Below are 25,607 nucleotides of genomic sequence, written 5' to 3'. Positions count from 1 at the left end.
TCAGGTCGACCGCATGGTGTTCGCCGCGTCGGTGGCCATCGTCTTCGTCTTGGCCAGCTCGAGCTTCGCGATGTACCCGACGATGTACTCCTTCATCGACTCGTTCTGCTTCTTCAGCGACTGCAGGGAGTCCATACCGGCGTCGACGTAACTGGAACTGACCTCGTCCTGGCCGGGAGGCATCAGCTCGAAGAGGATGTCCTCGATCTTGTCGCCGTCGTCGGAGACCTTCTGGAGCTCTTCCTTCCACAGCCCGATGACGGACTGGAGCTCGTCGGGACTCATCTCGAAGCCGCCGCCACCCCCGCCTCCGCCGCCGTAAACGGTCGGCTCCGGCGGAGTGGTGAGATCACCCCAGACGGCCTTGATCGCGCTCGCGGCGTCGCCGATGATGTCCACGCCCGCACCTTCCCCTCAGCATTCACGCACCGTGACGGACAAAGCGTAGCCAAGCGACCGGCGGGCTGTCAGCCGATCCGATCGATCCTCGGACGCGTGTCGGAGCCGCCCGGTTCCCCCTGTCGGGCGAAGATCGGGCGAACTGGTCACAGTACGTACGTACGGATTGCTTTACCCCGGTTCCCGGTGACAGGATTCCAGGATGCCACGGGTCAGCCAGGATCACCTCGACGCACGCCGGCGCCAGATCCTCGACGGCTCCCGCGTGTGCTTCGCGCGGTATGGCTACGAGGGTGCCACCGTCCGGCGGCTCGAGGAAGCCACCGGCCTGTCCCGGGGCGCCATCTTCCATCACTTCCGCGACAAGGAATCCCTGTTCCTGGCGCTCGCCGAGGACGACGCGGTCCGCATGGCCGACGTCGTCGCCGAACAGGGTCTCGTCCAGGTGATGCGCGATCTGCTCTCCAACCGCAGTGAGCACCCCGCCGACTGGCTCGGCACGCGCCTGGAGGTGTCGAGGCGGCTGCGCACCGACCCCGAGTTCCGCGCCCGCTGGGCCGAGCGGTCCCACCAGCTGACCGCCGCGACCCGCCGCCGCCTGCTGCGCCAGCGCGACGCCGGGATCCTGCGCGACGACGTCGATGTCGACGTCCTGACCGCCTATCTCGAACTGGTCCTCGAAGGACTCGTCTCCCATCTGGCCATGGGGCTGCCGGGCGACGATCTCGGTCCCGTCCTCGACCTGGTCGAGGAGAGCGTGCGGCGGCACCGCGCCCGCGCGGCCGGGGGAACGCGTTAAGATTGTCCCATCACCGCAGTACAGCGGTGGTATCCGTTGGTTCCCGAGTGAGGAGTGACTCTTTTCGTGCGCGACGCGCAGTCACCTGGTGACAGTATCGAGCCGGGTGGCACACCCGGCTGTTCCGCGGAGTTTCCCGCCGGTCCCCTTCCCAGGGGCGGGAAATGATGGAAATCCTGTTCGCCGTTCTCGGCATCCTCCTGTTCCTGCTGCTGACCATCGGCACCGGCCTCGCCGTCGCCGCTGAGTTCTCCCTCACCGCGCTCGAGCGCAGCACGATCGACGCGAACGTCCGCCAGGTCGGCGACCGCCGCGCGCACACCGTGCAGAAGGCGCACCGCACCCTCTCGTTCCAGCTCTCCGGCGCGCAGGTGGCGATCACCATCACCACGCTGATCACCGGTTACCTCGCGGAACCGGTCATCGGCGACCTGCTGCACCCCCTGTTCACCGGCGTCGGGTTCTCCGAAGGCGTGGCGAAGGGTGTCTCACTGGCGGTCGCGCTGGTCCTGGCGACGTCGCTGTCGATGATCCTCGGCGAGATGATGCCGAAGAACCTCGCGATCGCCCGGCCGCTGCAGACCGCGCGCGCCGTCGCGGGGTACCACTCGCGGTTCTCGTCCCTGTTCCGCTGGCTCATCACCCTGATGAACAACAGCGCCAACTTCCTGGTCCGCAAGTTCGGCGTCGAACCGCAGGAGGAACTGCGGTCCGCCCGCTCGCCCCAGGAACTCGGCTCGATCGTGCGCTCCAGCGCCGAAAGCGGCACGCTCGACACCTCGACCGCCGAACTGCTGGACAAGTCGCTGCGCTTCGGCGAGCGGACCGCGGACGAGCTGATGACGCCGCGCGTCCAGCTCGAATCGCTGACCGTCGACGACACGATCAACGACCTCATCGAGATCTCGCGGCGCACCGGATTCTCGCGGTTCCCGGTGTACACCGAGGATCTCGACGACGTGCAGGGCGCGGTCCACATCAAACAGGCCTTCACCGTGCCCGCCACCCAGCGCGCCTCGGTGCGGATCGGCTCGGTCATGCGGCCGATCCCGACGGTCCCCGAATCGCTGCCCGGCGACTCACTGCTCAACCGGCTGCGCGATTCCCGGTTCCAGCTCGCGATCGTCGTCGACGAATACGGCGGCACCGCGGGACTGGTGACGCTGGAGGACGTCGTCGAAGAGATCATCGGCGACGTCCGTGACGAACACGACGAGCGGGAAGCGCCGTCCTCCCAGCAGGTCGGCGCGGACAACTGGCTCGTGTCCGGACAGCTTCGCGCCGACGAAGTCACCGACGAGACCGGGTTCCGGATGCCCGACGGCGACTACGAGACCATCGCCGGGCTGATCCTCGAACGGCTCGGCCGGATCCCCTCCCCCGGTGACGCCACCGATCTCGACGCCTGGCGGCTCACGGTGACCAAAATGGACCGTCTCCGCATCGCCGAGGTCGAGGTCCGCCGGGTCAGCGAAACCGCCACGGCCGCCGAGCAGGAGCCCGCCCGATGAGCGACTGGTTCAACATCTTCCTCGTCGTGGTCCTGCTGCTGGCCAACGCCTTCTTCGTCGGCGCCGAGTTCACCCTGATCTCGTCGCGGCGTGACAGGCTGGAAGCGTTGCTGGAACAGGGAAAAACCCGCGCGCGGATCGTCATCAACGCGAGCAGGAACGTCTCGCTGATGCTCGCGGGCGCACAGCTCGGCATCACGATCTGCTCGCTGCTGCTCGGGCGGCTCGGCGAGCCGGCGATCGCGCATCAGCTGGCCGGGTTCTTCGAGCTGCTCGGGATCCCCGACGTGCTGCTGCACCCGATCTCGTTCGCGATCGCGCTGGCGTTCATCACCATCCTGCACGTCCTCATCGGCGAGATGGTGCCGAAGAACCTCGCGATCGCCGAGCCCGAGCGACTGGCGCTGTGGCTGGTCCCGGTGCACGTGGCCTGGGTCAAGGTCGCCAACCCGTTCATCTGGCTGCTGAACTTCGTGGCGAACTCGCTGCTGCGCCTGTTCAAGGTCGAGCCGAAGGACGAACTCGAAACCGCCTACACCTCCGACGAACTCGCCGAACTGCTCAGCGAGTCACGGCGCGAGGGGCTGCTGGAGCAGTCCGAGCACCAGCGGCTGAGCAAGACGCTGTCGTCGGTGGCGAAGACGGTGGCCGACGTACTGGTCCCGACGGCTCAGCTGACCACGCTGCCCTGCTCGCCCACCCTGGGCGACGTCGAACGCGCGGTGTCCTCGACCGGGTTCTCGCGGTTCCCGGTGTGCACCGACGACGGGACGCTGACCGGCTACATCCACGTCAAGGACATCCTCGACCTCGTGGGCGAGGATCCGACGACCGTGGTGCCGTCGGACAAGACGCGCGGGCTGACCGAACTGCGCGCCGACGCCCGGCTGGACGAGGCGCTTTCGGCGATGCGCAAGGAAGGCAGCCACCTGGCGCGGGCGCTGAGCCCGGCGGGGAACGCCGTCGGCGTCGTCGCGCTGGAGGACCTCGTCGAGGAATACGTGGGAACTGTCCGCGACGGTACCCACGTCATGTCGTGACCGGCCCCATCGTCCTCCCCGAGCCCGTCTGGCTGGCCAGGGAGGACGACCACGTGACCCGGATGCGGCGCTGGACGACACCGCACCAGCGCCGCCGCTCGCGGGGCGAGAAGCATCCGGTGCTCGACTTCCTCTTCACCTACTACTCGCACCGGCCGGGGCACCTCGAACGGTGGCAGCCGGGGCCGGGCGTGGTGCTCGAAGGCCGGTCCGCGCACCGGTTCCTGGAGCGGAAGGGCTACCTCGAGACGCCGGACGGCGTCATGCTGGATCCGGCCGGTTTCACCGAGGGCCGGGCCAAAACCGCCGAATTCGTGCTCGGCCTGCTTTCCGCGACCGCGTCCCGGGCACCGAGGCTCAGTTGTTTCGGGCTCCATGAATGGGCAATGGTTTACCGGGAATCGGCGGATGAGGTTCGTCACTCACAACTTCCGCTCCGCCTCGGCTCCGAAGGCACGGACGGCGTCGTCGAGTCACTGGAGATCCGCTGCGGGCATTTCGACGCCTTCCGGTTCTTCACCGAGCCCGCCCGGCCGCGCAACACGCTGCGGCCGGAGCGGGAGAACCAGATCGAGTTCGAGCAGCCGGGCTGCCTGCACGCGAACATGGACCTGTTCAAGTGGGCCTACAAACTCGACCCGTTCATCCCCGCCGAGCTGGTCGGGGACTGCTTCGAGCTGGCTGCGGACATCCGGGAGCTGGACATGCGCGCCAGCCCGTACGACCTCGCGTCGTTCGGGTACGCACCGGTGCGCATCGAGAGCCCGGAGGGGCGGGCCGAGTACGCTCGCGCGCAGGCCGGTTTCGCCCACCGGGCCACCCCGCTGCGTGAGCACCTGATAGCGCATTGCCAACGGCTCCTGACCGAGTTAAAGAAGGCGCCCGCGACACGCGGAAAACAACTGTGAGTTGCCACATTCCCCGTAACATCCTCCCCTGTTAGAGTGATAACGGTTTGATTGCATACGCAGCGCGAGCGCGCACGTTTCGAAAGGACAACGATGGGGCGACACAGCGTGGCCGAGGAGCCGGTGCCGCATCCCCTCGATCCGCCGAAGCGGCCTCAGGGTCGCGGTGAGGCGACCGGTTCGCACCGGATCGTCGGGAAGAAGGCCCCGCGGCGCCGGATCGCCAAGTGGCCGATCGCCTGCCTGGTCCTCGTGGTCCTGGTCGCGATCGGTGTGTTCGGCTGGAACTGGGCGGACGGGGAGCTCAACACCCGCGCCGAGGCCCAGGCCAAGGCCTGCAGCGCCGGCGACACCCCGATGCGGGTGGTCGTCACCCCCAGCATCGAGAAGCCGGTCCGCGCGGCGGCCGAACGCTGGAACAACGCCGCGACCGTGGTCCGCGACCACTGTGTGATCATCCAGATCGACGCCCTGCCCTCGGCGGCCGTGCTCGACGGCCTCGTCGGGCGCACTAACCTGGACTCCATCGGCGGTCTTCCCGCCGCCTGGATCCCCGAGTCGTCCTACTGGGTGACAGAGCTGAACACCGCCAAGCCCGAATTGGTCGGTTCGCCCGCCCAGTCGGTCGCGACGGCGCGTTCGGCCGACTACCCGCTCGTCGGGCTCGCCGGCAAGACCATCGACGAGGTCCAGATGCGCGCCTCGCAGACGTTCCGGCAGTTCCTGCAGCAGCCCGCCCAGCAGGCCGACTTCGCCGCCGCGGGCATCAAGGCCACCTGAGCCACCAGCCGGGCCGTTAGACCAGGTCGAAGGTGTCCGGGTCGGGCCCGGTACGGGTGCCGTCGTCGAACTCGGCGAGGGCGGCCAGATCGTCCTCGGCGAGTTCGAAGTCGAAGACGTCGAAGTTCTCCCGGATCCGGGACGGCGTCACGGATTTCGGGATGGCCACCGTGCCGAGCTGCAGATGCCAGCGCAGCACCAGCTGCGCGGGGCTCTTGCCGTACTTGGCCGCCAGGGCGGTCAGCGTCGCGTCGGACAGCAGTGATCCCTGTGCGAGCGGACTCCAGGCCTCGGTGACGATGCCGTGCGCGGCGTGGAACTCCCGGAGCGCCTTCTGCTGCAGCCGGGGGTGCAGCTCGACCTGGTTGACCGCGGGTACGATCCCCGTCTCGTCGAACAGCCGCCGCAGATGCGGCTCGTGGAAGTTCGAGACGCCGATCGCCCGCACCCGTCCGTCCGCGTAGAGCTTTTCCAGCGCCCGCCACGTTTCGACGTATTTGCCGCGCGTGGGCATCGGCCAGTGGATCAGGTACAGGTCGACCCGGTCCAAGCCCAGCTCCGCCAGGCTGGCGTCGAACGCGCGAAGTGCCTCGTCGTACCCGTGGGCCGGATTCGGCAGTTTCGTGGTGATGAACAGTTCGTCGCGAGGCACGCCCGCCGAGCGAATCGCCTCGCCGACACCGGCTTCGTTCCGGTACGACGCGGCGGTGTCGATGCCGCGGTACCCGGCTTCGATCGCGGTCCGGACGACCTTGGCCGTATCGCCCGCGGGCACCTGCCAGACGCCGAAACCGAGTTGGGGGATGGTTACCTCGTTGTTCAGGACGACGGAAGGCACGGCCATGGATGCAGAATCCTCACTGGGGTCTGTGGCAGGACTTCTCGCCCCGCATCATTCCATCCCGCGCGCGGCGTACGCGCGCAGATACTCGGCCGTGTCCGCGTCGGCCGGGAAGAACGACTCGATCACCAGCTCGGCGACCGTGATGTCCAACGGGGTCCCGAACGTGGAAACCGTGCTGAAGAACGTGAGATCCACACCCTCGTGCCGCAGCCGCAGCGGGACGAAGATGTCACCCGGGCCGGGGACCTCCACCTCGGGGACGGGATCGTCGCACGGATAGGCGACCAGCTCCTCCAGCAGTTCCGTCAGCGCCGGATCCGCCGTCTGGGACACCTGGCGCCGCAGCCTGCCGAGCAGATGTGCCCGCCACTCCCCCAGGTTGAGCACATGCGGCGCCATCCCCTCCGGGTGCAGGGTCAGCCGGAGGACGTTGACCGGCGCCGTCATCAAGGTGGGCGACACCAGGTCGGTCATGATCGACACGCTCGCGTTGGCGTCGACCAGGTTCCACCCGCGATCGACGACGGCGGCCGGGTACGGCTCGTGACTCGTCATCAGCTGCCGGACGGCCTGGCGTACCGCGGCCAGCTCCGGATCGCCGAGCCCGCTCTCCGGGTACGCGGGCGCGTAACCCGCCGCCAGCAGCAGCTGGTTGCGTTCCCGCAAGGGCACCTCCAGATGTTCTCCCAGCCGCAGCACCATGTCGCGGCTGGGCTTGGACCGCCCGGTCTCCACGAAGCTCAGGTGCCTGGTCGAGATGTCGGCGTTGATCGCGAGGTCGAGCTGGCTGATCCGGCGGCGGTCACGCCATTCCCGCAGGAGTTCGCCGACAGGGCGGCCCGCGCGGCCCGCCATCACTGTGGTCGTCACGATCACGAACTTACGCACCGCGTCCGCCGCGCCGCCATTACCTCACGCGTAATCGACGGGACCCACCCTCGGCCGACAGAGTTGCGTCATCGGTTACCCCACAACGAAACAAGGAGACACCATGTCGGACATCCAGCGCGTCGCCGAGCAGTACATCGCCGTGTGGAACGAGACGGACACCGAAAAGCGCCGTGCGCTCATCGCCGAGGTGTTCACCGAGGACGCCACCTACACCGACCCGCTCGGCGCGGTCACCGGCCACGACGGTGTCGACGGCTTCATCGCCGGCGCGCAGGCCCAGTTCGCCGGGCTGACCTTCAGCCTGCCCGCGGCCCCCGAAGCGCACCACGACATCGCGCGCTTCCAGTGGTACCTCGGCGCCCCCGGCGCCGACGAGCCGCTCGCGATCGGCTTCGACGTGATCACCGTCGAGGACGGGCGCATCAAGCAGGTGCTGGGCTTTCTGGACAAGATGCCCGGCTGACACCTACGCGAAGGCCTCCGGCGGCGGACAGGAGCAGACGAGGTTGCGGTCGCCCGCGGCCCCGTCGATCCGCCGCACCGGGGGCCAGATCTTCGCGGCGGTGAAACCCGCCGGGAAGACGGCGATCTCCCTGCTGTACGGGCGATCCCATTCGCCCGCGAGGCAGCGCGCGGTATGCGGGGCGTTCCGCAGCGGGCTTTCGGCCACCGGCCACTCCCCCGCGGCGATCTTCTCGATCTCGCCGCGGATCGCGATCATCGCGTCGCAGAACCGGTCGAGCTCGCCGAGATCCTCGCTCTCGGTGGGCTCGACCATGAGCGTCCCCGCGACCGGGAACGACATCGTCGGCGCGTGGAGGCCGTAGTCGGCCAGCCGTTTGGCGACGTCGTCGACGGTGACACCGGTCCGTTTGGTCAGCGCGCGGAGGTCGAGGATGCACTCGTGCGCCACGAGTCCCTCGTGCCCTGCGTACAGCACCGGATAGTGCTCCGCGAGACGCTTGGCGACGTAGTTGGCGTTCGCGACCGCGGTCAGCGTCGCGCGCCTCAGGCCGTCCGCGCCCATCATCCGGACGTAGGCCCAGGAGATCGGCAGGATGGACGCGCTTCCCCACGGCGCGGCACTGATCGGCCCCACCCCGGTGGCCGGGCCGGCGTCCGGCTGGAGCGGGTGGTTCGGCAGGTACGGCGCCAGATGCGCGCGGACACCGATCGGGCCGACGCCGGGGCCACCGCCGCCGTGCGGGATGCAGAAGGTCTTGTGCAGGTTGAGATGCGAGACGTCGGCGCCGAACTTCCCGTACTGCGCGACGCCGATCAGCGCGTTCAGGTTCGCCCCGTCGACGTACACCTGGCCGCCCGCGTCGTGCACCAGCGCGCAGACCTCGCGCACGGTGTCCTCGTAGACGCCGTGCGTCGAGGGGTAGGTGATCATGATCGCGGCCAGGTCGTCCGCGTGCTCGTCCACAGTGGACTTCAGGTGGCCGAGGTCGATATTGCCCTCGTCGTCGCATTTCACGACGACCACGCGCATGCCCGCCATTACCGCGCTGGCCGCGTTCGTCCCGTGCGCGCTCGACGGGATCAAGCAGACGTCACGGGCCGCGTTCCCGCGTTCGCGGTGGTAGGCCCGGATGGCCAGCAGCCCGGCGAACTCGCCCTGGCTGCCCGCGTTCGGCTGCAGGGAAACCGCGTCGTAGCCGGTGATCCCGGCCAGCCAGCGCTCCAGGTCCCGCACGATGACGAGCAGCCCGGCCGCGTCCTCGGCGGGCGCGAACGGGTGCAGACCGGCGAACTCGGGCCAGGTGATCGGCTCCATCTCGGCCGTGGCGTTGAGTTTCATCGTGCACGACCCGAGCGGGATCATGCTCCGGTCGAGCGCGACGTCCTTGTCGGACAACGCCCGCAGGTACCGCAGCAACGCCGTTTCCGAACGGTGCGCGTGGAAAACGGGATGCGTGAGGTACTCGCTGGTGCGGCGCAGATCCGGCGGGAAGCCGTCGGCGGTGTCCGCGTCGAGGGAGTCCACATCGGACACCGCGACACCGAAAGCCTTCCACACCAGGGAAAGGTGCTCACAGGTCGTCGTCTCGTCGCAGGCGACGGCGACGTGGTCGGCGTCGACCAGCCGCAGGTTGACCCCGAGGTCCCGTGCGGTGCCGACGACCCCGGCCGCGCGCCCGGGGACCGCCACCATGACGGTGTCGAAGAATTCGCAGTGCACGACGTCGACACCGCTTTCGGCCAGCCCCGCGGCGAGCACCGTGGCCATCCGGTGCGCGCGGTTGGCGATGGCGCGCAGGCCTTCCGGCCCGTGATACACCGCGTACATCGACGCGATGACCGCCAGGAGCACCTGCGCGGTGCAGATGTTGCTGGTCGCCTTCTCCCGGCGGATGTGCTGCTCTCGGGTCTGCAGCGCCAGCCGGTACGCGGGAGCGCCGTCGGCGTCCTTCGAGACCCCCACGAGCCGTCCGGGCAGCTGGCGTTCGAGCCCCTGGCGCACGGCGAGGTACGCCGCGTGCGGGCCACCGAAGCCCATCGGCACACCGAACCGCTGCGTCGACCCGATGGCGACGTCGGCGCCGAGTTCCCCGGGCGGCCGCAGCAGGGTCAGTGCCAGCGGATCCGCCGCCATCACCACGGCCGCGCCCAGCGCCTTGGCCTCGGTGATGGTGTGCTCCCATTCGCGGACGACGCCGGAAGCACCCGGATACGAGAGCAGCACGCCGAAGAAGTCGCCGCCGAGACCGAGTCCGGTGATGCCCTGCGAGAGATCCGCGGTCACCAGGTCGATGCCGAGCGGTTCGGCGCGGGTGCGCAGGACCTCGATCGTCTGCGGCAGCGTGTCCTCGTCGACGACGAACCGGTTCGATTTCGCCTTGCCGGCCCGGCGGACCAGCGTCATCGCCTCCGCCGCCGCGGTCGCCTCGTCCAGCATCGACGCGTTCGCGATCGGCAGCCCGGTCAGGTCGGCGACCATGGTCTGGAAGTTGAGCAGCGCTTCGAGGCGGCCCTGCGAGATCTCCGGCTGATACGGCGTGTACGCGGTGTACCAGGCCGGGCTCTCCAGCACGTTGCGGCGGATCACCGGCGGGGTCACGGTGTCGTGGTAGCCGAGACCGATCATCTGGACCATGGGCCGGTTGCGCGCGGCCAGCGCGCGGAGTTCGGCGAGCGCGGCGGTCTCGGTGGCGGGCGGCGGCAGCTCCGGCGGTGTCGCGGATTCCCGCAGTGACACGGGAACGGCCCGCTCGGCCAGATCGTCGAGGGACCTCACGCCGACGACGTCGAGGATGCGCGCGAGTTCCTCCGGACCGGGACCGATGTGCCGGTCCGCGAAGGGGGTTCCGGATTCGAGGGCGGCCAGAGAAACGGGCTCCATCGGGGACCTCCCAGGACGCGGGGTGAGGCCGGGACGGATGTCCTGGCCCTCCCCACTCTGTCCGTACTCCCGTGGGAGCGCCTGAGAGTTTCGCCCGAGTGTTGAGCCGGGCTTGCACCGTCGGCGGGGCCGCCAGGCTGTGACCTGGCGAACCACTTTCCAGAGGCGTCTCGTCCGCGCGGTCCAGGGTGCCTGAGAGGTTCCGGGGAGGACTTGCTCCTTCGGCGCCGAGCTCAACGGTTATCGACTCGGTCTCTCCCGCGCGGATTCGTCGACCGCGGAAGTGAGCCTACCCTGCCGCCCGCGCGGCTTCATGATCAGCCGGTGCGACGTGCGTTACGGCGCTGCGTGAGTTCGTCCGGCGTGACGGTTTCGATCGTGCCGCCGTCGGCGCGTTCGGCCGGGAACTCGTGGATGGTGCCGCTGATCTCCTGCATCGCGCCGCTGACGGCGATACCGAAGACACCCTGACCGCCCTGCAGTAAATCGACGATCTCTTCGGGCGAGGTGCATTCGTAGACGGTGGTGCCGTCGGAGAACAGGGTGACCCTGGCGAGGTCACGGACGCCGCGCAGGCGCAGATGGTCGACCGCGACCCGGATGTTCTGCAACGAGACACCGGTGTCCAGCAGCCGTTTGACGACCTTCAGGACGAGGATGTCCTTGAACGAGTACAGCCGCTGTGAACCGGAGCCGTGCGCCGTGCGGATACTCGGCGCGACCAGCTTCGTCCTGGCCCAGTAGTCGAGCTGCCGGTAGGTGATCCCGGCGATCTGACAGGCTGCGGGACCGCGGTAACCGACGAGTTCGTCCGGGAGGGAAGAGTCGGGGAACAGCTCACCCTGCTCGCCGTCAGCGACCGGAACGAGCGGCTCTTGAGGGCTACCAGCCTCGACCACGCCATGCCTCCCCTCGCCCGACCTGGCGGCCGGCGAACAAAGCCGCGCGGACCCAGGTGGGTCCGCACCGGAGTGAACCGTCAAGACGAATGCCCCGGACATCCGAATCACACCTTGGCGATTTACCTCCATTGACGGTAAGCGCGTCCGGCAAAGCGGTCAACGCGACGCGCGGTCGGCCTCAAGCTCTTCTTGAGACTTCTTCGGAACCGTCCCCCGATCGGCTGCGCGGTTGCCACTTTTACTCGACCGTGTTAATTTTTACTCATGCAAGTAACATCGCCCACGCAAAGCGCCCTGCAAGAGGTGCAGGCCGAACTGGGGCTCTCGGTCACCGAGGCCGCCCGGCGGGCGCAGATCATCGGGGCCACGATCGCGACGATCTCCGATCTCGGCTACCACAAGACGTCGTTCGCGAAGATCAAGGAGCGGGCCGGGCTGTCCAGCACGCGGATCATCTCGTACCACTTCACCAACAAGGCGGGCCTGATGCAGGCCGTGGTCACCACCGCGACCGGCATGAAGGACAAGTTCCTCGAGGAGCGGACCCAGGGCACGACCGACCGGGCCGGGCTGCTGCGCGGCTACATCGAGTCGGAGATCGCGTTCCTCGGCTCGTACCCGGAACTGGTGCGGGTCATGGTCGAGATGGCATCGAGCGGCTCCGACGCGGAAGGCTGGTTCATGTCGGCCCCGATCGTCGAGGAGTTCCGCACCGGCCGGCTCGAACGCCAGCTACGGCAGGGGCAACGGGAAGGCGCTTTCGGCGAGTTCGCGCCGGACGTGATGGCGCTGTCGATCGCGCAGGCCATCGACGGCGTCGCCGCGAAGTTCGCGGCGGACCCGAAGCTGGACCTGGAGCGATACGGCCGGGAACTGGCGGACCTGTTCACGCGGGCGACCGCGGCCTGAGTCGTGAGTGGTAATGACGGTTAGAACCGTCATTACCACTCACGAGCCGATCACGTGTCCGCGCCGCGGAAGTCTTCCGGGGAGACCGAGTCGAGGAACTCGCGGAACTTCTCGACCTCGTCCTCCTGCTCGTCGGGGATGATGAGGCCCGCTTCCTCCAGCACCGCGTCCACGGCGTGGATGGGGACCCCGACCCGCAGCGCCAGCGCCACCGAATCGCTCGGCCGCGCCGAAACCCGGATATCCCCGTCGAAGACCAGTTCCGCGAAGAACGTGCCTTCCTTCAGGTCGGTGATGACGACCTGTTCCAGCTCACGGCCCAGTGCTCCGATGACCTCTTTGAGCAGGTCATGGGTCAGCGGACGGGCCGGGCGGACTCCCTGCTGCTCCAAGGCGATGGCGGTGGCCTCGACCGAGCCGATCCAGATCGGCAGGTAGCGCTCGCCTTCGGTTTCCCGCAGCAACAAGATCGGCTGATTGGCGGGCAGCTCCACCCGCACGCCGACGACGCGCATCTCGCTCATCGGGCTTCGCCTCCCTCTCGTGCACACGGGCTGCAGCGCTTGTCTCGACGACCAAGCGACGGCACTTCCGACGCTACCCGTCTTCCGAGCGCTGTGCTCGCTGTCTCCGACATTCTCGGTTCGCTCGCGGCAAACCGACTCTCACGGTACGGCATAGGGTGCCGAACATTCAGTCATTGACAAGTGACCTCACAACGGTTCCCGGTCCCCCGGAGCCGCTCAGCCGCCTGTGACGGCCCGTATCCCGGCCTTCACCAAGAGCGTATGTAACGCGACGGTCAGCGCGGCGAGCTCGCGGACGACCTCGTCGCCCCTCGCTTGCGCGTCCTCGTCACGGTGCCGATACACCGGGGTCACGATCTGCTCCAGCAGGCCGACCTCGCGGTCGGCCGCGGCCCGGAAGGCACGCAGATGTCTCGGCTCGATACCGAATTCGGTCATCGCCTTCACGGTCTTCGCCACGAGGACCGCGTCCGGATCGAAGAAACCCGCCGCTCCAGGGCGAACGAGACCGTATTGCCGCAGCTCAGCCAGGGTGGCGGCGTCGATGCCCGCCTGGCGGAGCAGATCTTCCTCGGTCAGTCTGATCTCGCGATCGCTCTCGAAGTCCCCGGGGGACGGCAGCCCGCCGTTCTCCCCCGGGGCGTCGAGCGAAACGAGTTTCCGCGGCGGTCTGGGCCCCGCCGCCGAGGGCACGGCGCCCTGATCCGCCGCGTCCAACTGTTCCTTGATGACCTTCAGCGGAAGGTAGTGATCCCGCTGGGCGGACAGGACGAACCGCAACCGCTCCACGTCCGCCGGAGCGAACTGCCGGTACCCCGACGGGGTCCGGCCCGGCTGGACCAGACCCTCCGCCTCGAGGAACCGGATCTTGGAGATGGTGACATCGGGGAAATCGCCGCGCAGCTGTGCCAGCACGGCCCCGATGCTCAACCCATCGCGCTGCGACGCATCCCGATCAGGCCGCCCGGCCGCCGTCACTGTGCCCCCTGGCCCCCGTGACCCGGGCCGGTCAGGAAGACCAGGCGGAACTTGCCGATCTGCACCTCGTCGCCACCGGCGAGGACGGCCTGGTCGACCGGCTCGCGGTTGACGTAGGTGCCGTTGAGGCTGCCGACGTCGATGACGACGAACTCGCCGCCCTCACGGCGGAATTCGGCGTGCCGCCGGGAGACCGTGACGTCGTCGAGGAAGATGTCGCTGTCCGGGTGCCGTCCCGCGCTGGTGGTGTCGCGGTCCAGAAGGAAGCGCGAACCCGCGTTCGGGCCCCGCTTCACGACCAGGAGCGCGGAACCCGCGGGCAGCGCGTCCACACCCTGGACAGGGGCCTCGGCAGCCGGAGGAGCCTCAGTGCCTTCGACGTCGGCCAGGAAGTCGGCCCGGAAGACAGAAGTCCGCTCCGGAGACTGCTCCGGGGGAACGCCGGGCCCGTCGTTCGTGCTCACCTGAGCTCTCCTAACGCATGTGTGTTGCCACTACTCAAGAACTTGTGGAGGTCAAACGTACCGTGCCTGATCGAATCTCCGGTCCGCGGCTCCCCCTACTCGGATCGGACGGCCGCGGCCTGCGGCTATTCCTGGATCAGTGCCTGGTACGCCTCGGCCTCGAGCAGCGATTCGACCGAGGTCGCGTCGTCGAGCCGGAGCTCGATGAGCCAGCCTTCGCCGTAGGGGTCGCTGTTGATCAGTTCGGGCGACTCGGTCACCGCGTCGTTGACCGCGACCACCTCGCCGTCGAGCGGGGCGAACAGTTCCGAAACGCTCTTGGTCGATTCGACCTCGCCGAACGTGTCGCCGGCGCCGACCTGCTTGCCGACCTCCGGCAGTTCGACGAACACCACGTCACCGAGCTGGTCCTGCGCGTACTCGGTGATGCCCACGCGCACGAGCCCTCCGTCGCGTACGGAGACCCACTCGTGTTCCTCGGTGTAGCGCAGTTCTTCTGGAGTGGACAACGCCGCTCCCCTTTCTGATGCCCTCACTCGAAACCGACGCGCGAAGTTTCGCATCCCGCCGGGTCACGCGCCCGGCGCCTCCCGCAACGCGGGCGTTTCGGCCGAACGCAGCGCCCGCACGGTCTGGACGACGTACAGCACGCCCGAATAGACGTACAGCACCGCGCCCCAGGCCGTGAAGGCGTACCCGATCGGGCGGGCGACCGCGGCGATGTCGGAACCACCCTGGGTGAGCAGCAGGAGCGGGAACGCGTACATCAGCACGAAGGTGGCGCCCTTGCCGATGTAGGTGACCTCCGGCGGGGCGAACCCGCGGTGGCGCAGCAGGAGCACGCAGACCCCCAGCACGGCCTCGCGGACGACCAGCGGGACCACGAGCCACCACGGGATGATGTCGCGGAGCAGGAAGGCGATGAGCGTCGCGAGGATGTAGAGCCGGTCGGCGGCGGGGTCGAGCAGCTGCCCGAGCCGCGACATCTGGTTCAGCCAGCGCGCGAGTTTGCCGTCGAGCCAGTCGGTGAGGGCGCTGAACACCAGCAGCGCGAGCGCCCAGCCGTCCTCCTTCGGGCCGAGGAGCAGCCACAGGAAGACCGGCACCCCGGCGAGCCGGAGGATCGAAAGCATGTTGGGGACGTTCAGGGCCTGCCGCAGCAAAGAGGGCTCTTCGCTGGTCACGCTCGGTTCGGGGGGCGTACTCACCCGCGCAGCCTATCCAGAGCCGCCCCCGTCGTCCGGCTCAGCTGGCCCGGGTGTGGCTCCAGCCGCGGCGCTGCAGGTCCGCGCTGGTCAGCGCCACGGGCCTGCCCCGATGGTCGGTGCCCATCCAGCGGATGTGCCCGGCGGAACTCTCCAGGACGTACGGGCGGCCGCCGCACCAGACGACGGTGCACGGTGCCGTGGGCGGCAGCTCCGCGCTCGCCGGTGCGGTGGCCTCGAATGACGCGGGATCGTTCTGTTCGTCGGTCTTCATCGCTCTCACGGTTTCGGTGACGGGGACTGGGACACGCCGGAGCGCTACCTTTGTTTTCGGCAGAACAGGGCCGGGCGTTAACGGTCCGGCGCCGGATTCGTCCGATCGGTTCGCGACGACAGCGGTGTGTTGTCGCGCCGTGAACGGCATGTTAATTGTCCATAATGGACAGTGATTGGGCGGTCCTCGCGTTCCGCCGCGCCGCCGTCGCGATAGCCTCCCGCGAATCGAACGTGGCTCAATGCCACGGCATCGGGCCCGGCCGGGTCAGAATGGGCCGGCCATGACCGGCCGACGAAAGGATCGCTTTGCCCGTCTCGACGACCACGGGATCGTGGCGGCGCCTGTTCGCGGCCTGCGCCGCCGTCGGCACGCTCGCCGCCTGTTCGGGCGAAGGTCCGCCACCGGCTGTCACGTCCGCGACGCTTTCGCCGCCCGCGACCCCTTCGCCCACGTCACCCGGTTCGCTACCGCCGATCCCGTCGCAGAGCGCGCCGAGTTCGCCCACTGCCCCGAATCCCGCCCCCAAACCGAAACCCGCTGAACCGGTACAGGGTTCGTGCGGCACGGTCACCGCGGCGAGCGGGCTGACCCTTCAGGTGCTCAACGGACCGGGGGTCTCCTGCGCGGACGCGACCGGGATCGTCGGCTCGTTCCACCGGAGGATCGCCGGACGCCAGTCCGCGGAGTCGGACGAGCCGGTCAGCGAGACCGTCGACGGCTGGCTGTGCGTTTCCGGCGCCCCCGCCGCGCAGGGCGGCACCAGTTGCAGCAAGGGCGAGCAGAACGTGTTCGCCGCCGTCGTTCCCGTCGAATGAACCATCCCCGAGAAGAAGGGCCCATGAAGAGCCTCTCCGTACTTCCCGCCGCGGTCGCCGTCGTCCTGCTGAGCGGTTGCGGGGCCGATCCCGCCCCGTCGGCAACGCCCGCGCCGCCGTCCGCCGCTCCCGCCTCAGAACAGGCGCCCCCTGGAACGCCGTGCGGCGAGATCGCCGGGTTCCAAGGAGCCAAGAACAAGGTCGTCGCTTACGGGAAGACCGACTGCGCCGAAGCGACCCAGGTGTTCACGGACTACTTCGCCAAGCTGACGCCCGCCGAGGCCACCTCGCCGCAGGGCCCCGGGCCGGTGGTGATCGGTGCCTGGACCTGCGGGAGCGGGCCGAACGATCCGGTGACGACCTGCTCGACCGAAGACGAGCGGCAGATCGAAGCGAAGCGCTCCTGAGGCTCTCGTCAGCTGTCGAAAGTCCGTGAAGGTCCCCCGCCTCCACGCTCGGGGGCGTACCGGTCCCCGGGGCGTGTCGCTGATCTTCTGCTGATCAAGCTTTGCAACGGGGGTGACCCCGCGTCGATGAAGGAATTGGGACACTCAACGTCCCAATTCCTTCATCGACGGCCTGCGCCCTGATGAAGAGGTCTCTGACCCGCACAATGCCGACTTTGCCGACCTTCACGGACTGTCTGTCGCGGTTACAGCGTCAACCACGCTTCGTGGCCGCGTTCCCCGACGAGAAGGTACCCAGTCCGGTAGCCGGGCGGGACCACGAAACAGACGAGCCCCGTAGTGCCGTCGAAGGCGCCAGGAGCGCCCGCGCAGCCATCGACCCGCCGCGGCTCGCCGTGCTCGTCGGCGGACAGCTTCAGCGATGTGTCACCCAGCCCCCTCGCCTCGGCCCGAAGCGTGAGAACGTGGAAATCGCTCAGCCACGCGGCGGCTCCTTCAGGCGGCCGCGGCTGGATTCCGGTCACGCGCAGCGTCAGTTCCCCGGCCACGACGGTCCCTCCTCGGCCGACCGCCGGCGGATCCCCGGCCTCACGCCCGTACTTCCACAGATTCAGCGCGGGATCGACTCCCGGGCGATAAGCCGTCCCGCCGAAGCCGACCGGAGTCAGCACGACGAACGAGGCCAAGACGACACCGGCGAGGAACGACGGCACTGCCCGCGCCGTCCCCAGCCTCCCCGGCAGCAGACGGCGCCCCTGCCACATCGCCAGAACCCCGAACGCCAGGAGCAGGCCGCCGAGTGACATCGCGGCGATCTTCTCCCCGGTGTGATGGGCTTCGACCTCGGCGCGCGCGCCACGTACGGACAGCACCCGGTCCGTCAGCGAGGAAAGCCGGGCGACCACGGGCTCCCCGCGGCGGAATTCCTCCCCTACCGGGAGTTCGATCACGCGGCGGTCTTCGGTGACCGCACGGACCTCGTAGATGGTGTGCGGACCGTTCTGTCCTTCGGTGATCGTGAAGTCCGACTCGCTGACCACCGCACGCACGACGTGGGTTCCGCCCAGCCCCTCGGCGGCCCATCGGCCGACGAAGGCCGCGAGGAATCCCAGAACGACCCCGAGCACGATCAAGCCCGCCACAGCTCGGGTTCGCTGTTCGTTGTTCCGCGCCTGTTCCTGGACTGTCACCGCTCACCCCCGCACCGTCGCTCCAGGGTAGGCAACGCCAAGGGCAGGCGGGCACAGGATTTCTGCCGACAAGATCTTTTCCGGAGCCGCTTGTCATCGCAAGTAAGAGTCGTATAGACTCAAACTATGCTCACCAGGGACGACGCCGTGACGATGATCGAGAACTCGGTCGACGCGGCCTCGCTGTTCGCCCGCCACGGCTACCGCGATCTGGCGGCGGCCGTCCATCCCGACCGGAATCCCGGCGACGCCCGGGCGCGGCAGGCCGCGGCCACCCTCAACCGCTTCTACGGCGACTGGAAACGTGCCCGCCGACAGACGGTCACGACGGCGACGTCGGCCTACACCCTCACCGGCGCGCACGCGGTGGGCAGTGTGGCGACGACGTACCGGACCACCGGCCCGCACTTGGTCAAACTCGTCCGCTCCCCCGCCCTGAACCCGCTGATCCACGCCGAGTGGACAGCGTTGCGGGCACTCGACGCCTTCACCGAACGGCACCGCTGGCTGCGCCCGTACTACCCGCGGCTGCTCGACACGTCGGGTCCGGTGGTGCGGGGCGATCGGGCGTTCAGCGTCCTCGAACCGCTCATCGACGGGTTCACCACCCTCGCCGAGATCCGGACGGCCTTCCCGGACGGCCTCGACGGCCGCGACTACGCCTGGATGCACCGGCGCCTCCTGCGCGCCGTGGCCGGGTCGCATCGCGCGGGTGTCGTCCACGGCCATCTGACCGCCGACAACGTGCTGGTCCACCCCGAACGGCACGGCATCGTCCTGATCGGCTGGTCCTTCGCCGTCGAGGACGGTGTGCCACCGCTGGCCTCAGACGGAGCCGTCGACTATCCGCCCGAGGTCCACAAAGGACTGCCGATGACCGCGGCCACCGACGTCCACATGCTCCACCGCTTGATGCTTTCCCTGCTGGCGCCCGGAGAAACCCGTCAACGCGAGTTCGCCACGTGGTGCACGCAGGACGCCCCGGGACAGCGGCCCGACGCCGTCGAGCTGCTCGACGAGTACGACCACCTGCTCGCCGACCTGTACGGCCCCCGCACCTTCCGCCCCTTCACCATCCCCGAGACAGGAGCCTGACCATGGGACACGGACACTGGGACGACAACGCCTACGCCGCCGCGAAAACCTTCCGCGCGGCCAAGGGCGAGGACGACTTCGGCTACACCGCCGATCTTCGCTCCAAGCCCGCGACGGAGTGGAAGGTCGCACCCGCGCTCGATCCGCTCGACGCCGTCCGGGAATGCCGGGATTCGGCCGACCACGCCGATTCGACGCCGATCGCGGTGCTGTTCGACGTCACCGGCTCGATGCGCCGGGTGCCGCGGGTCATGCAGGGCAAACTCGGCAAACTGCACGGATTGCTGAAGCGCCGCGGTTATCTGGCCGATCCGCAGGTCCTCTTCGGCGCGATCGGCGACGCGGACAGCGACAGGGTGCCTTTGCAGGTCGGGCAGTTCGAGTCGGACAACCGGATGGACGAGCAGCTGCGCACGATCTTCCTCGAAGGCGGTGGCGGCGGGCAGAAGAGCGAATCCTACGAACTGGCCGCCTATTTCATGGCGCGGCACGTGGTCACCGACGCTTGGCGGAAACGCGGCCGCAAGGGCTACCTGTTCCTCATCGGCGACGAACTGAACAAGCCCGCGCTGGAAGCCCGCCACCTCCGCCGCGTACTCGGTGACGACGTGCGGGAGGACATCGACCCGGCGTCGGTGTACCGGGAACTGGCCCGCAAGTGGCACGTGTACTTCGTGCTGCCGAACCAGTCTTCGTACTACAACGATCCGGAGATCGGCGAGCACTGGAACGGCCTGCTCGGCCAGAACTTCCTGAAACTCGACGATCCCGGCGCGGTGTGCGAACTGATCGCGGCCACGATCGGCCTGGAGGAACGGGTCGTCGACGTCGACCGGGCACTCGCCGACCTCGCGGACATCGGCTCGGTCGCCGAAAGCGCGGCGGTCGGCAAGGCACTGGCGAAACTGGGCGCCCGATCGGTCGTCACCTCGGCGGTGCCCGAGCCGGACGGGCCGAACGACGTGGTACTGCGATGAGCCTGCTGGACGGGCACGTGGTGGTGGTCGGGCTCGGCTTCGGCGACGAAGGCAAGGGAGCCGTGGTCGACGCGCTCTGCGCCGGACAGCCCACCACCGCCGTCGTCCGGTTCAACGGCGGCGCGCAGGCCGCGCACAACGTCGTCGCGGACGGGCGGCACCACACCTTCAGCCAGTTCGGGGCGGGCACATTCGCCGGCGTGCCCACCCATCTGTCCCGGTTCGTGCTGGTCGAGCCGTTCGCGCTGGCCGAGGAAGCGCGACGGCTCGAAGCGGCGGGTGTCCGGGACCCGCTTTCGCTGCTGAGCGTGGACGGCGGGGCGCTGCTCACGACCCCGTTCCACATTCACGCCAACCGGGCGCGGGAGGACGCCCGCGGCGCGAACCGGCACGGCTCGTGCGGGAAGGGCGTCGGCGAGACCGTCTGGTACTCGCTGCTGCGCGGGGCCGCGCCGGGGGCGGTGGTGGAGAACCAGGAGGTGATCGGGACGCCGGGGGAAGCGCCCACGGTCGCCGACTGCGCCCGGCCGTCGGTGTTGCGGCGCAAACTGGACGCGCTCGCGCGGTTCTACGCCCCGCTGGCCACTCCACCGCACGGCATCGACGAACTGGTGGCGCTCTACCGCGATTTCGCGGGCGCGGTGCGGATCACCGACGGGGACGAGACGGGGCGGCTGGCGGATTCCGGGCGGCTGGTGTTCGAGGGAGCGCAGGGGGTTCTCCTCGACCAGCACCACGGGTTCCACCCGCATACGACCTGGTCCACGACCACACCGCACAACGCCCGCGCGCTGCTGGGCGGGCGCCCGCACGCCGTCGTCGGTGTCACGCGGACCTACCTCACCCGGCACGGCGCGGGGCCGCTCCCGACCGAGTCCGCCACCGTGCTCGCCCGTTTTCCCGAGGCGCACAACGGCACCGGCGAGTACCAGGGCTCGTGGCGGGCCGGACATCTCGACGCCGCACTGCTGGACTACGCGATCGCGGCCTGCGAGGGCGTCGACGCGCTCGCGGTGACCCATCTCGACGCGAGCGGGCTGAAGGTCGTGCCCGCGGACGGCTCCCCCGCCGTCGACCTGCCGGATCCGCTGGCGTGGTTCGGTGCCCGGCTGCCGGTGGCCGTCGCCGGGTACGGCCCGGACAGGGCCGGTTACCGCCTCGTGGAGACAAGGTCGACAATCAACGCGTGATCGAGTCGACGCCGGTGTCCGTTGACGTGCTGGTGGTGCGGTTCGCCCCCGCCGCCCGGACCGTGCTGCTGGGAATCGCGCCGCGGGCCGCCGAGCCTTTCCAGGGGGCTCTCGCCCTGCCCGGGGTGCTGCTCGGGCTCGGGGAACGGCTGAGGGACGCGGCCGCCCGCGCGGCCGTCACCAAACTCGGGCTGCCGCCCGGCGCGCTCTCGGCGACGGGACAGCTCGCCACCTTCGACGAGCCGAACCGTGATCCGCGCGGCCCGACGCTCTCCATCGCCTTGTGGGCCACCACGTCCCCCGCGCTCGACGAGCCGGGAGACGTGGTGTGGGTGCCGCTGGACGAGGTCCCGCCACTGGCGTTCGACCACGACCGGATCGTGGCGGACTGCCGTCCGCTGCTGGCCGACCGGCTGTGGCGCGATGTCTCCTTCACCGCCGGGCTGCTGGGCCGGACGTTCACCACGGCCCAGGCGCTCGACGTCACCGAAGCGCTGACCGGCGACCGCCCCTATCCGGCCAATCTGGGCCGGACCATGGAACGGGTCCCCGGCCTGCGGCGGACCACCGAGCACGCGGCCGCCCTCCCGAAAGGAGGACGGCCGCCTTCGCTGTGGCGCTGGGAGTGACGGGTTTCAGATCCCGCAGGAGGACGCCGACCAGAACCGGCTGGACCGGTGCGCCACATGCGTGTGATCGTCGTGGCCGGGGTAGCCCGGCCCGAGGATCTCGCTGAACCCGTGGTTGCGGGCCTGCCGCGCGAGACCGCAGAAGCCCTGCGACCCGGCCCCGAGGTCGACGGCGTCCCCGTAGAGGTGGCGGCTGTTCGTCGCGCCGCCGACCGCGTTGTTGCAGGCGACGCTGCGGAAGCCGCCGTTCACGTCGATCGGCCGGTCGCCCATGGCGTGCCGCATCGCCTGCAGCTTCCACATCGACACCAGTGCGTTGGCCTTCGCCGTCGCGGCCGGGACGTTGCCGCCCGACCAGTCCGAGTTGCACCGGTTCAGTTCGGCGTAGGTGAAGTTGACCGGCGTGCAGTCGTTGTCCTGCAGCTCGTAGATCTTCGCGAACGTGGCCGGTCCGGCGATGCCGTCGGCGCCCAGCCCGTACGCCTGCTGGAACCGGGTGACGGCGGCCTTGGTGCCCGCGCCGAACTGGCCGTCGAGGGCCAGCACGCCGCCGTAACCGGGGTAACCGGCGACCCGGATCTGCAATTGCCGGACGTCGTCGCCGGACGCACCCTCGGACAGGGTGCGTCCCCAGGTGTAGCAGGCGTCGGCGGCGGTCATGTCCCCCGCGGTCACCGGGCCCGGATCGGCGGCGGCCGGAGCGGCCACCGCGGTGCCGAGTCCGGCCACGAGGGCGAGCATGGGCAGCAGAAGACGAATACGCATGACAGGAACACCTTTCAAGGCAGGGAAGGTGAGTCCCGTGACCCCCACGGGATGTCAACGATTCACTACCCAGCAGGCTAACGCGTCTTCACCTGGCGCACTGTGGTTCGTTCGACCCACAGAGGTGCCCGGACTCACGAGGAGGGGAAGTCCTCCTCGCGGAACTCCCCCGCCGGCCGTTCGCCGGTGCCGGTCTCGCGGCCCCGCAGTTCGACCCGCCGGATCTTGCCGGAGATCGTCTTCGGCAGCTCCGCGAACTCCAGCCGCCGGATCCGCTTGTAGGGCGCCAGATTCTCGCGGCAGAAGGCCAGGATGGACGCCGCCGTCTCGGCCGTGGGCGCGTGGCCGTTCGAGAGCACGACGTACGCCTTCGGCACCGCGAGCCGGATCGGGTCGGGCGCGGGGACCACGGCCGCCTCGGCGACGGCTTCGTGTTCCAGCAGGACACTTTCCAGTTCGAACGGTGAGATCCGGTAGTCCGACGCCTTGAAGACGTCGTCGGTCCGGCCCACATAGGTGATGTAGCCGCGTTCGTCGATCGAGCCGACGTCCCCCGTGTGGTAGAAGCCGTTCGCGAAGGCCGCGGCGGAGCGCTCTTCGTCGTCCGCGTAGCCGGTCATCAGCCCGACCGGGCGTTGGTCGAGGTCGAGGCAGATCTCGCCCTCCCGCGCGCGTTCGCCGGTGACCGGGTCGACGAGCGCGACGGTGAAACCGGGCAGCGGGCGGCCCATCGACCCGGGCACGACCTCCTGTCCGGGGGTGTTGGCGATCTGGACACTGCTCTCGGTCTGCCCGAAACCGTCGCGGATCGTGACGCCCCAGGCCTTTTCGACCTGGTCGATCACTTCGGGGTTGAGCGGCTCGCCCGCGCCGACCACCTTGCGCGGCGGTGTCTTCAGCACGGTCAGATCCGCCTGGATCAGCATCCGCCACACCGTCGGCGGTGCGCAGAAACTGGTGATACCGCACCGTTCCATCTGCGCCATCAGGGAAACCGCGTCGAACCGCGCGTAGTTGTAGAGGAACACCGTCGCTTCGGCGTTCCACGGCGCGAAAACGTTGCTCCACGCGTGTTTCGCCCAGCCCGGCGAGGAGATGTTGAGATGGACGTCGCCCGGTTCGAGGCCGATCCAGTACATGGTGGACAGATGGCCGATCGGATACGAGACCTGCGTGTGCTGCACCAGTTTCGGCTTCGCCGTCGTGCCGGAGGTGAAGTACAGCAGGAGCGGGTCGTCCGCCGCGGTCGGCCCGTCCGGGGTGAAGGTCTCCGGCTGCTCGTAGGCGTCCACGAAGGACCGCCAGCCCTCGACCTGCTGGCCGACGGCGATCCGGGTGTAGTCGCCGTCGACGTTCTCGAACTTGTACGCGTCGGCGGAGCGGATCACCACGTGTTTCGCCGCGCCCCGCTCGACCCGGTCGGTGAGATCCGCCGGGCCGAGCAGGGTCGAGGCCGGGATGATGACCGCGCCCAGTTTGATCGCGGCGAGGATGGTCTGCCACAGCTCACCCTGGTTGCCCAGCATCAGGATCAGCCTGTCGCCCCGGCGGACGCCGAGTGAGCGCAGCCAGTTCGCGACCTGGTTCGACCGGCGGGCCATCTCCGGGTAGGTCCAGCGGTTCTCGGCGCCGTCCTCTTCGACGATCCACAGCGCGGACCGGTCCTGATTGGCCGGATCGGCCGCGACGACGTCGAACCAGTCCAGCGCCCAGTTGAACTCGGCCGGCCGGGGCCAGGTGAAGTCCCGATACGCGGTTTCGTAGTCCTCGCGATGGGCCTGCAGGTAGTCCCGTGCCTCGCGGAACGTGCGGTGTGCCTCCGAAGCGCTCACGATCTTCCTCCTGGTCCGCCGGGTGGCCGCGGGTTCTTTCTACTCTCCCTTGAACTCGGGCGCGCGCCGCTCGAGGAAGGCCTGCACGGCCTCGCCGAGGTCCTTGCTGGGGAGGAACGCCGCGTTCCAGGCCGAGACGTAACGCAGGCCTTCGGCGACCTGGCGTTCGGTGTTGGCCGACAGCACGTTCTTGGTGCCCTGCACGACCAGCGGCGGGTTGGCGGCGATCTCCCGCGCCATCCCGCGGGCTTCGGCCAGCAGCGTCTCCTGATCCGCGTAGACGTCGTTGACCAGGCCGATCTTCTCGGCGCGGGCGGCATCGAAGTCCTTGCCGGTCAAGGCCAGTTCGCGCAGGTGCCCCTCGCCGATGATCGGCGCGAGCCGCTGCAGACTGCCGAGGTCGGCGACGATCGCGACCTTGACCTCGCGCACGCTGAACTTCGCGTCCGCGCTCGCCAGGCGGACGTCGGCGGCCGCGATCACGTCGACACCGCCGCCGATGCACCAGCCGGAAATGGCGGCGATGACCGGTTTGCGGCATTCGGCGATCGAGGACACGCTCGCCTGCAGGGTCTTGACCTCGTCGAGGAACTTCGTCCGCGGGCCCGCGAGCGCGTCCCCGCCGAGCATCTCGCCCCAGCTCGGCATCATCGCGGGCAGGTCGAGCCCGTAGGAGAAGTGCTTCCCGCCGCCGGTCAGCACGACCGCCCTGACCTGGGGGTCCGCGTCGAGGGCGCGGAAGACGATCGGCAGTTCACGCCAGAAATCGGGGCCCATCGCGTTGCCCTTGGACGGACCGAGCAGCGTCACTTCGGCGACGTGCCCGTCGATCTCCACCTTGAGCGAAACGAGATCGGGAAGACTGTCAGCTGTAGCGGTCATGGGGTCATCTTGACTCATGTGATTGACAGGCTGCCAACGGCCACT

At 69.0% G+C, this 25,607-nt stretch carries 28 protein-coding genes and 1 riboswitch; of the genes, 13 read left to right on the top strand and 15 right to left on the bottom strand.

What is annotated here, in order from left to right; all coding sequences use genetic code 11:
- Entirely contained in the window at positions 1-399 is a 399-nt protein-coding gene (locus SD37_RS19210; RefSeq protein ID WP_044853196.1) for a hypothetical protein, read from the bottom strand.
- Positions 400-601: 202 nt separating this feature from the next.
- Between SD37_RS19210 and SD37_RS19205 the strand changes: the two genes are divergently transcribed.
- The 5 genes from SD37_RS19205 to SD37_RS19185 all read left to right on the top strand — a co-directional run bounded on the left by SD37_RS19205 (position 602) and on the right by SD37_RS19185 (position 5,437).
- Positions 602-1,198, top strand: coding sequence for a TetR/AcrR family transcriptional regulator (locus tag SD37_RS19205; RefSeq protein ID WP_044853195.1), 597 nt, complete (start codon positions 602-604; stop codon positions 1,196-1,198).
- 164 nt (positions 1,199-1,362) lie between these two features.
- Positions 1,363-2,709 (top strand): hemolysin family protein, encoded by a 1,347-nt coding sequence (locus tag SD37_RS19200; protein ID WP_044853194.1) that lies wholly within the window; start codon positions 1,363-1,365, stop codon positions 2,707-2,709.
- The gene (locus SD37_RS19195) at positions 2,706-3,749 is read left to right on the top strand and encodes a hemolysin family protein (protein WP_037305110.1); all 1,044 of its coding nucleotides are present in this window, start codon (positions 2,706-2,708) and stop codon (positions 3,747-3,749) included. The genes SD37_RS19200 and SD37_RS19195 overlap by 4 nt, the downstream gene beginning before the upstream one ends.
- Positions 3,746-4,657, top strand: coding sequence for a 3-methyladenine DNA glycosylase (locus tag SD37_RS19190; RefSeq protein ID WP_044853193.1), 912 nt, complete (start codon positions 3,746-3,748; stop codon positions 4,655-4,657). Before SD37_RS19195 ends, SD37_RS19190 begins: the two co-directional genes overlap by 4 nt.
- Before the next feature lie 93 nt (positions 4,658-4,750).
- Positions 4,751-5,437, top strand: coding sequence for a hypothetical protein (locus tag SD37_RS19185; protein ID WP_236725418.1), 687 nt, complete (start codon positions 4,751-4,753; stop codon positions 5,435-5,437).
- A 16-nt stretch (positions 5,438-5,453) separates the two neighbouring features.
- Here SD37_RS19185 and SD37_RS19180 read toward each other — a convergent pair whose 3' ends face one another.
- Entirely contained in the window at positions 5,454-6,281 is an 828-nt protein-coding gene (locus tag SD37_RS19180; protein WP_044853191.1) for an aldo/keto reductase, read from the bottom strand.
- A 48-nt stretch (positions 6,282-6,329) separates the two neighbouring features.
- On the bottom strand, positions 6,330-7,136 hold the full coding sequence (locus SD37_RS19175; protein WP_044853467.1) for a helix-turn-helix domain-containing protein: 807 nt from the start codon (positions 7,134-7,136) through the stop codon (positions 6,330-6,332).
- 136 nt (positions 7,137-7,272) lie between these two features.
- Between SD37_RS19175 and SD37_RS19170 the strand changes: the two genes are divergently transcribed.
- Positions 7,273-7,635, top strand: a complete 363-nt coding sequence (locus SD37_RS19170) for a nuclear transport factor 2 family protein (protein ID WP_044853190.1) — start codon at positions 7,273-7,275, stop codon at positions 7,633-7,635.
- Between the two features lie 3 nt (positions 7,636-7,638).
- Here the strand turns inward: SD37_RS19170 and gcvP are convergent, their stop codons facing one another.
- The gene (gcvP, locus tag SD37_RS19165) at positions 7,639-10,518 is read right to left on the bottom strand and encodes an aminomethyl-transferring glycine dehydrogenase (RefSeq protein ID WP_044853189.1); all 2,880 of its coding nucleotides are present in this window, start codon (positions 10,516-10,518) and stop codon (positions 7,639-7,641) included.
- A 169-nt stretch (positions 10,519-10,687) separates the two neighbouring features.
- A riboswitch (glycine riboswitch) is annotated at positions 10,688-10,789 on the bottom strand.
- Positions 10,790-10,835: 46 nt separating this feature from the next.
- Positions 10,836-11,417, bottom strand: a complete 582-nt coding sequence (locus SD37_RS19160; RefSeq protein WP_044853188.1) for a MerR family transcriptional regulator — start codon at positions 11,415-11,417, stop codon at positions 10,836-10,838.
- A gap of 267 nt (positions 11,418-11,684) precedes the next feature.
- On the opposite strand from SD37_RS19160, the gene SD37_RS19155 reads away from it, so the two are divergent.
- Positions 11,685-12,329, top strand: a complete 645-nt coding sequence (locus SD37_RS19155) for a TetR/AcrR family transcriptional regulator (RefSeq protein ID WP_044853187.1) — start codon at positions 11,685-11,687, stop codon at positions 12,327-12,329.
- Between the two features lie 50 nt (positions 12,330-12,379).
- Here the strand turns inward: SD37_RS19155 and SD37_RS19150 are convergent, their stop codons facing one another.
- From SD37_RS19150 to SD37_RS19125, 6 genes are all read right to left on the bottom strand, one after another.
- Positions 12,380-12,853 (bottom strand): bifunctional nuclease family protein, encoded by a 474-nt coding sequence (locus tag SD37_RS19150; RefSeq protein ID WP_005150031.1) that lies wholly within the window; start codon positions 12,851-12,853, stop codon positions 12,380-12,382.
- A gap of 219 nt (positions 12,854-13,072) precedes the next feature.
- Entirely contained in the window at positions 13,073-13,834 is a 762-nt protein-coding gene (gene ftsR, locus SD37_RS19145) for a transcriptional regulator FtsR (RefSeq protein ID WP_081736219.1), read from the bottom strand.
- Complete coding sequence (garA, locus tag SD37_RS19140) at positions 13,831-14,298, bottom strand: glycogen accumulation regulator GarA (RefSeq protein WP_037305121.1); 468 nt, start codon at positions 14,296-14,298, stop codon at positions 13,831-13,833. Before garA ends, ftsR begins: the two co-directional genes overlap by 4 nt.
- Before the next feature lie 125 nt (positions 14,299-14,423).
- Positions 14,424-14,807 (bottom strand): glycine cleavage system protein GcvH, encoded by a 384-nt coding sequence (gene gcvH, locus SD37_RS19135; protein ID WP_044853186.1) that lies wholly within the window; start codon positions 14,805-14,807, stop codon positions 14,424-14,426.
- Positions 14,808-14,870: 63 nt separating this feature from the next.
- A complete protein-coding gene (locus SD37_RS19130) occupies positions 14,871-15,506 on the bottom strand; it encodes a CDP-alcohol phosphatidyltransferase family protein (RefSeq protein ID WP_044853185.1) in 636 nt (211 codons plus the stop codon).
- A 37-nt stretch (positions 15,507-15,543) separates the two neighbouring features.
- Positions 15,544-15,777, bottom strand: a complete 234-nt coding sequence (locus tag SD37_RS19125; RefSeq protein ID WP_044853184.1) for a hypothetical protein — start codon at positions 15,775-15,777, stop codon at positions 15,544-15,546.
- Positions 15,778-16,085: 308 nt separating this feature from the next.
- On the opposite strand from SD37_RS19125, the gene SD37_RS43815 reads away from it, so the two are divergent.
- Both SD37_RS43815 and SD37_RS19115 read left to right on the top strand, forming a co-directional pair.
- A complete protein-coding gene (locus SD37_RS43815; RefSeq protein WP_236725417.1) occupies positions 16,086-16,595 on the top strand; it encodes a hypothetical protein in 510 nt (169 codons plus the stop codon).
- Between the two features lie 23 nt (positions 16,596-16,618).
- Positions 16,619-17,002: a hypothetical protein gene (locus SD37_RS19115; RefSeq protein ID WP_044853183.1), complete on the top strand. Its 384-nt coding sequence runs from the start codon at positions 16,619-16,621 to the stop codon at positions 17,000-17,002.
- Positions 17,003-17,247: 245 nt separating this feature from the next.
- Here the strand turns inward: SD37_RS19115 and SD37_RS19110 are convergent, their stop codons facing one another.
- A complete protein-coding gene (locus tag SD37_RS19110) occupies positions 17,248-18,192 on the bottom strand; it encodes a hypothetical protein (protein ID WP_145926667.1) in 945 nt (314 codons plus the stop codon).
- Positions 18,193-18,318: 126 nt separating this feature from the next.
- Here SD37_RS19110 and SD37_RS19105 point away from each other — a divergent pair, with 126 nt between their 5' ends.
- The 4 genes from SD37_RS19105 to SD37_RS19090 are packed head-to-tail and all read left to right on the top strand — an operon-like array spanning position 18,319 to position 22,083.
- Positions 18,319-19,287 carry an adenylate cyclase gene (locus SD37_RS19105; RefSeq protein ID WP_044853181.1) on the top strand — a complete coding sequence of 323 codons (969 nt, stop codon included), beginning with the start codon at positions 18,319-18,321 and terminating at the stop codon, positions 19,285-19,287.
- 2 nt (positions 19,288-19,289) lie between these two features.
- A complete protein-coding gene (locus SD37_RS19100; protein ID WP_044853180.1) occupies positions 19,290-20,264 on the top strand; it encodes a hypothetical protein in 975 nt (324 codons plus the stop codon).
- Entirely contained in the window at positions 20,261-21,454 is a 1,194-nt protein-coding gene (locus SD37_RS19095; protein ID WP_044853179.1) for an adenylosuccinate synthetase, read from the top strand. The genes SD37_RS19100 and SD37_RS19095 overlap by 4 nt, the downstream gene beginning before the upstream one ends.
- Positions 21,451-22,083: an NUDIX domain-containing protein gene (locus SD37_RS19090; protein ID WP_044853178.1), complete on the top strand. Its 633-nt coding sequence runs from the start codon at positions 21,451-21,453 to the stop codon at positions 22,081-22,083. The genes SD37_RS19095 and SD37_RS19090 overlap by 4 nt, the downstream gene beginning before the upstream one ends.
- Positions 22,084-22,089: 6 nt before the next feature.
- Here the strand turns inward: SD37_RS19090 and SD37_RS19085 are convergent, their stop codons facing one another.
- From SD37_RS19085 to SD37_RS19075, 3 genes are all read right to left on the bottom strand, one after another.
- Positions 22,090-22,848, bottom strand: a complete 759-nt coding sequence (locus tag SD37_RS19085; RefSeq protein WP_044853177.1) for a D-Ala-D-Ala carboxypeptidase family metallohydrolase — start codon at positions 22,846-22,848, stop codon at positions 22,090-22,092.
- A 134-nt stretch (positions 22,849-22,982) separates the two neighbouring features.
- Positions 22,983-24,680: an AMP-binding protein gene (locus SD37_RS19080; RefSeq protein ID WP_044853176.1), complete on the bottom strand. Its 1,698-nt coding sequence runs from the start codon at positions 24,678-24,680 to the stop codon at positions 22,983-22,985.
- A gap of 39 nt (positions 24,681-24,719) precedes the next feature.
- On the bottom strand, positions 24,720-25,562 hold the full coding sequence (locus SD37_RS19075; RefSeq protein ID WP_044853175.1) for a crotonase/enoyl-CoA hydratase family protein: 843 nt from the start codon (positions 25,560-25,562) through the stop codon (positions 24,720-24,722).
- Positions 25,563-25,607: the final 45 nt, after the last annotated feature.

Source organism: Amycolatopsis orientalis, assembly GCF_000943515.2.
Taxonomy (GTDB): Bacteria; Actinomycetota; Actinomycetes; order Mycobacteriales; family Pseudonocardiaceae; genus Amycolatopsis; species Amycolatopsis orientalis.
The sequence above is the reverse complement of the archived record's forward strand: the minus strand, read 5'-3'. Positions and strand labels throughout refer to the sequence as shown.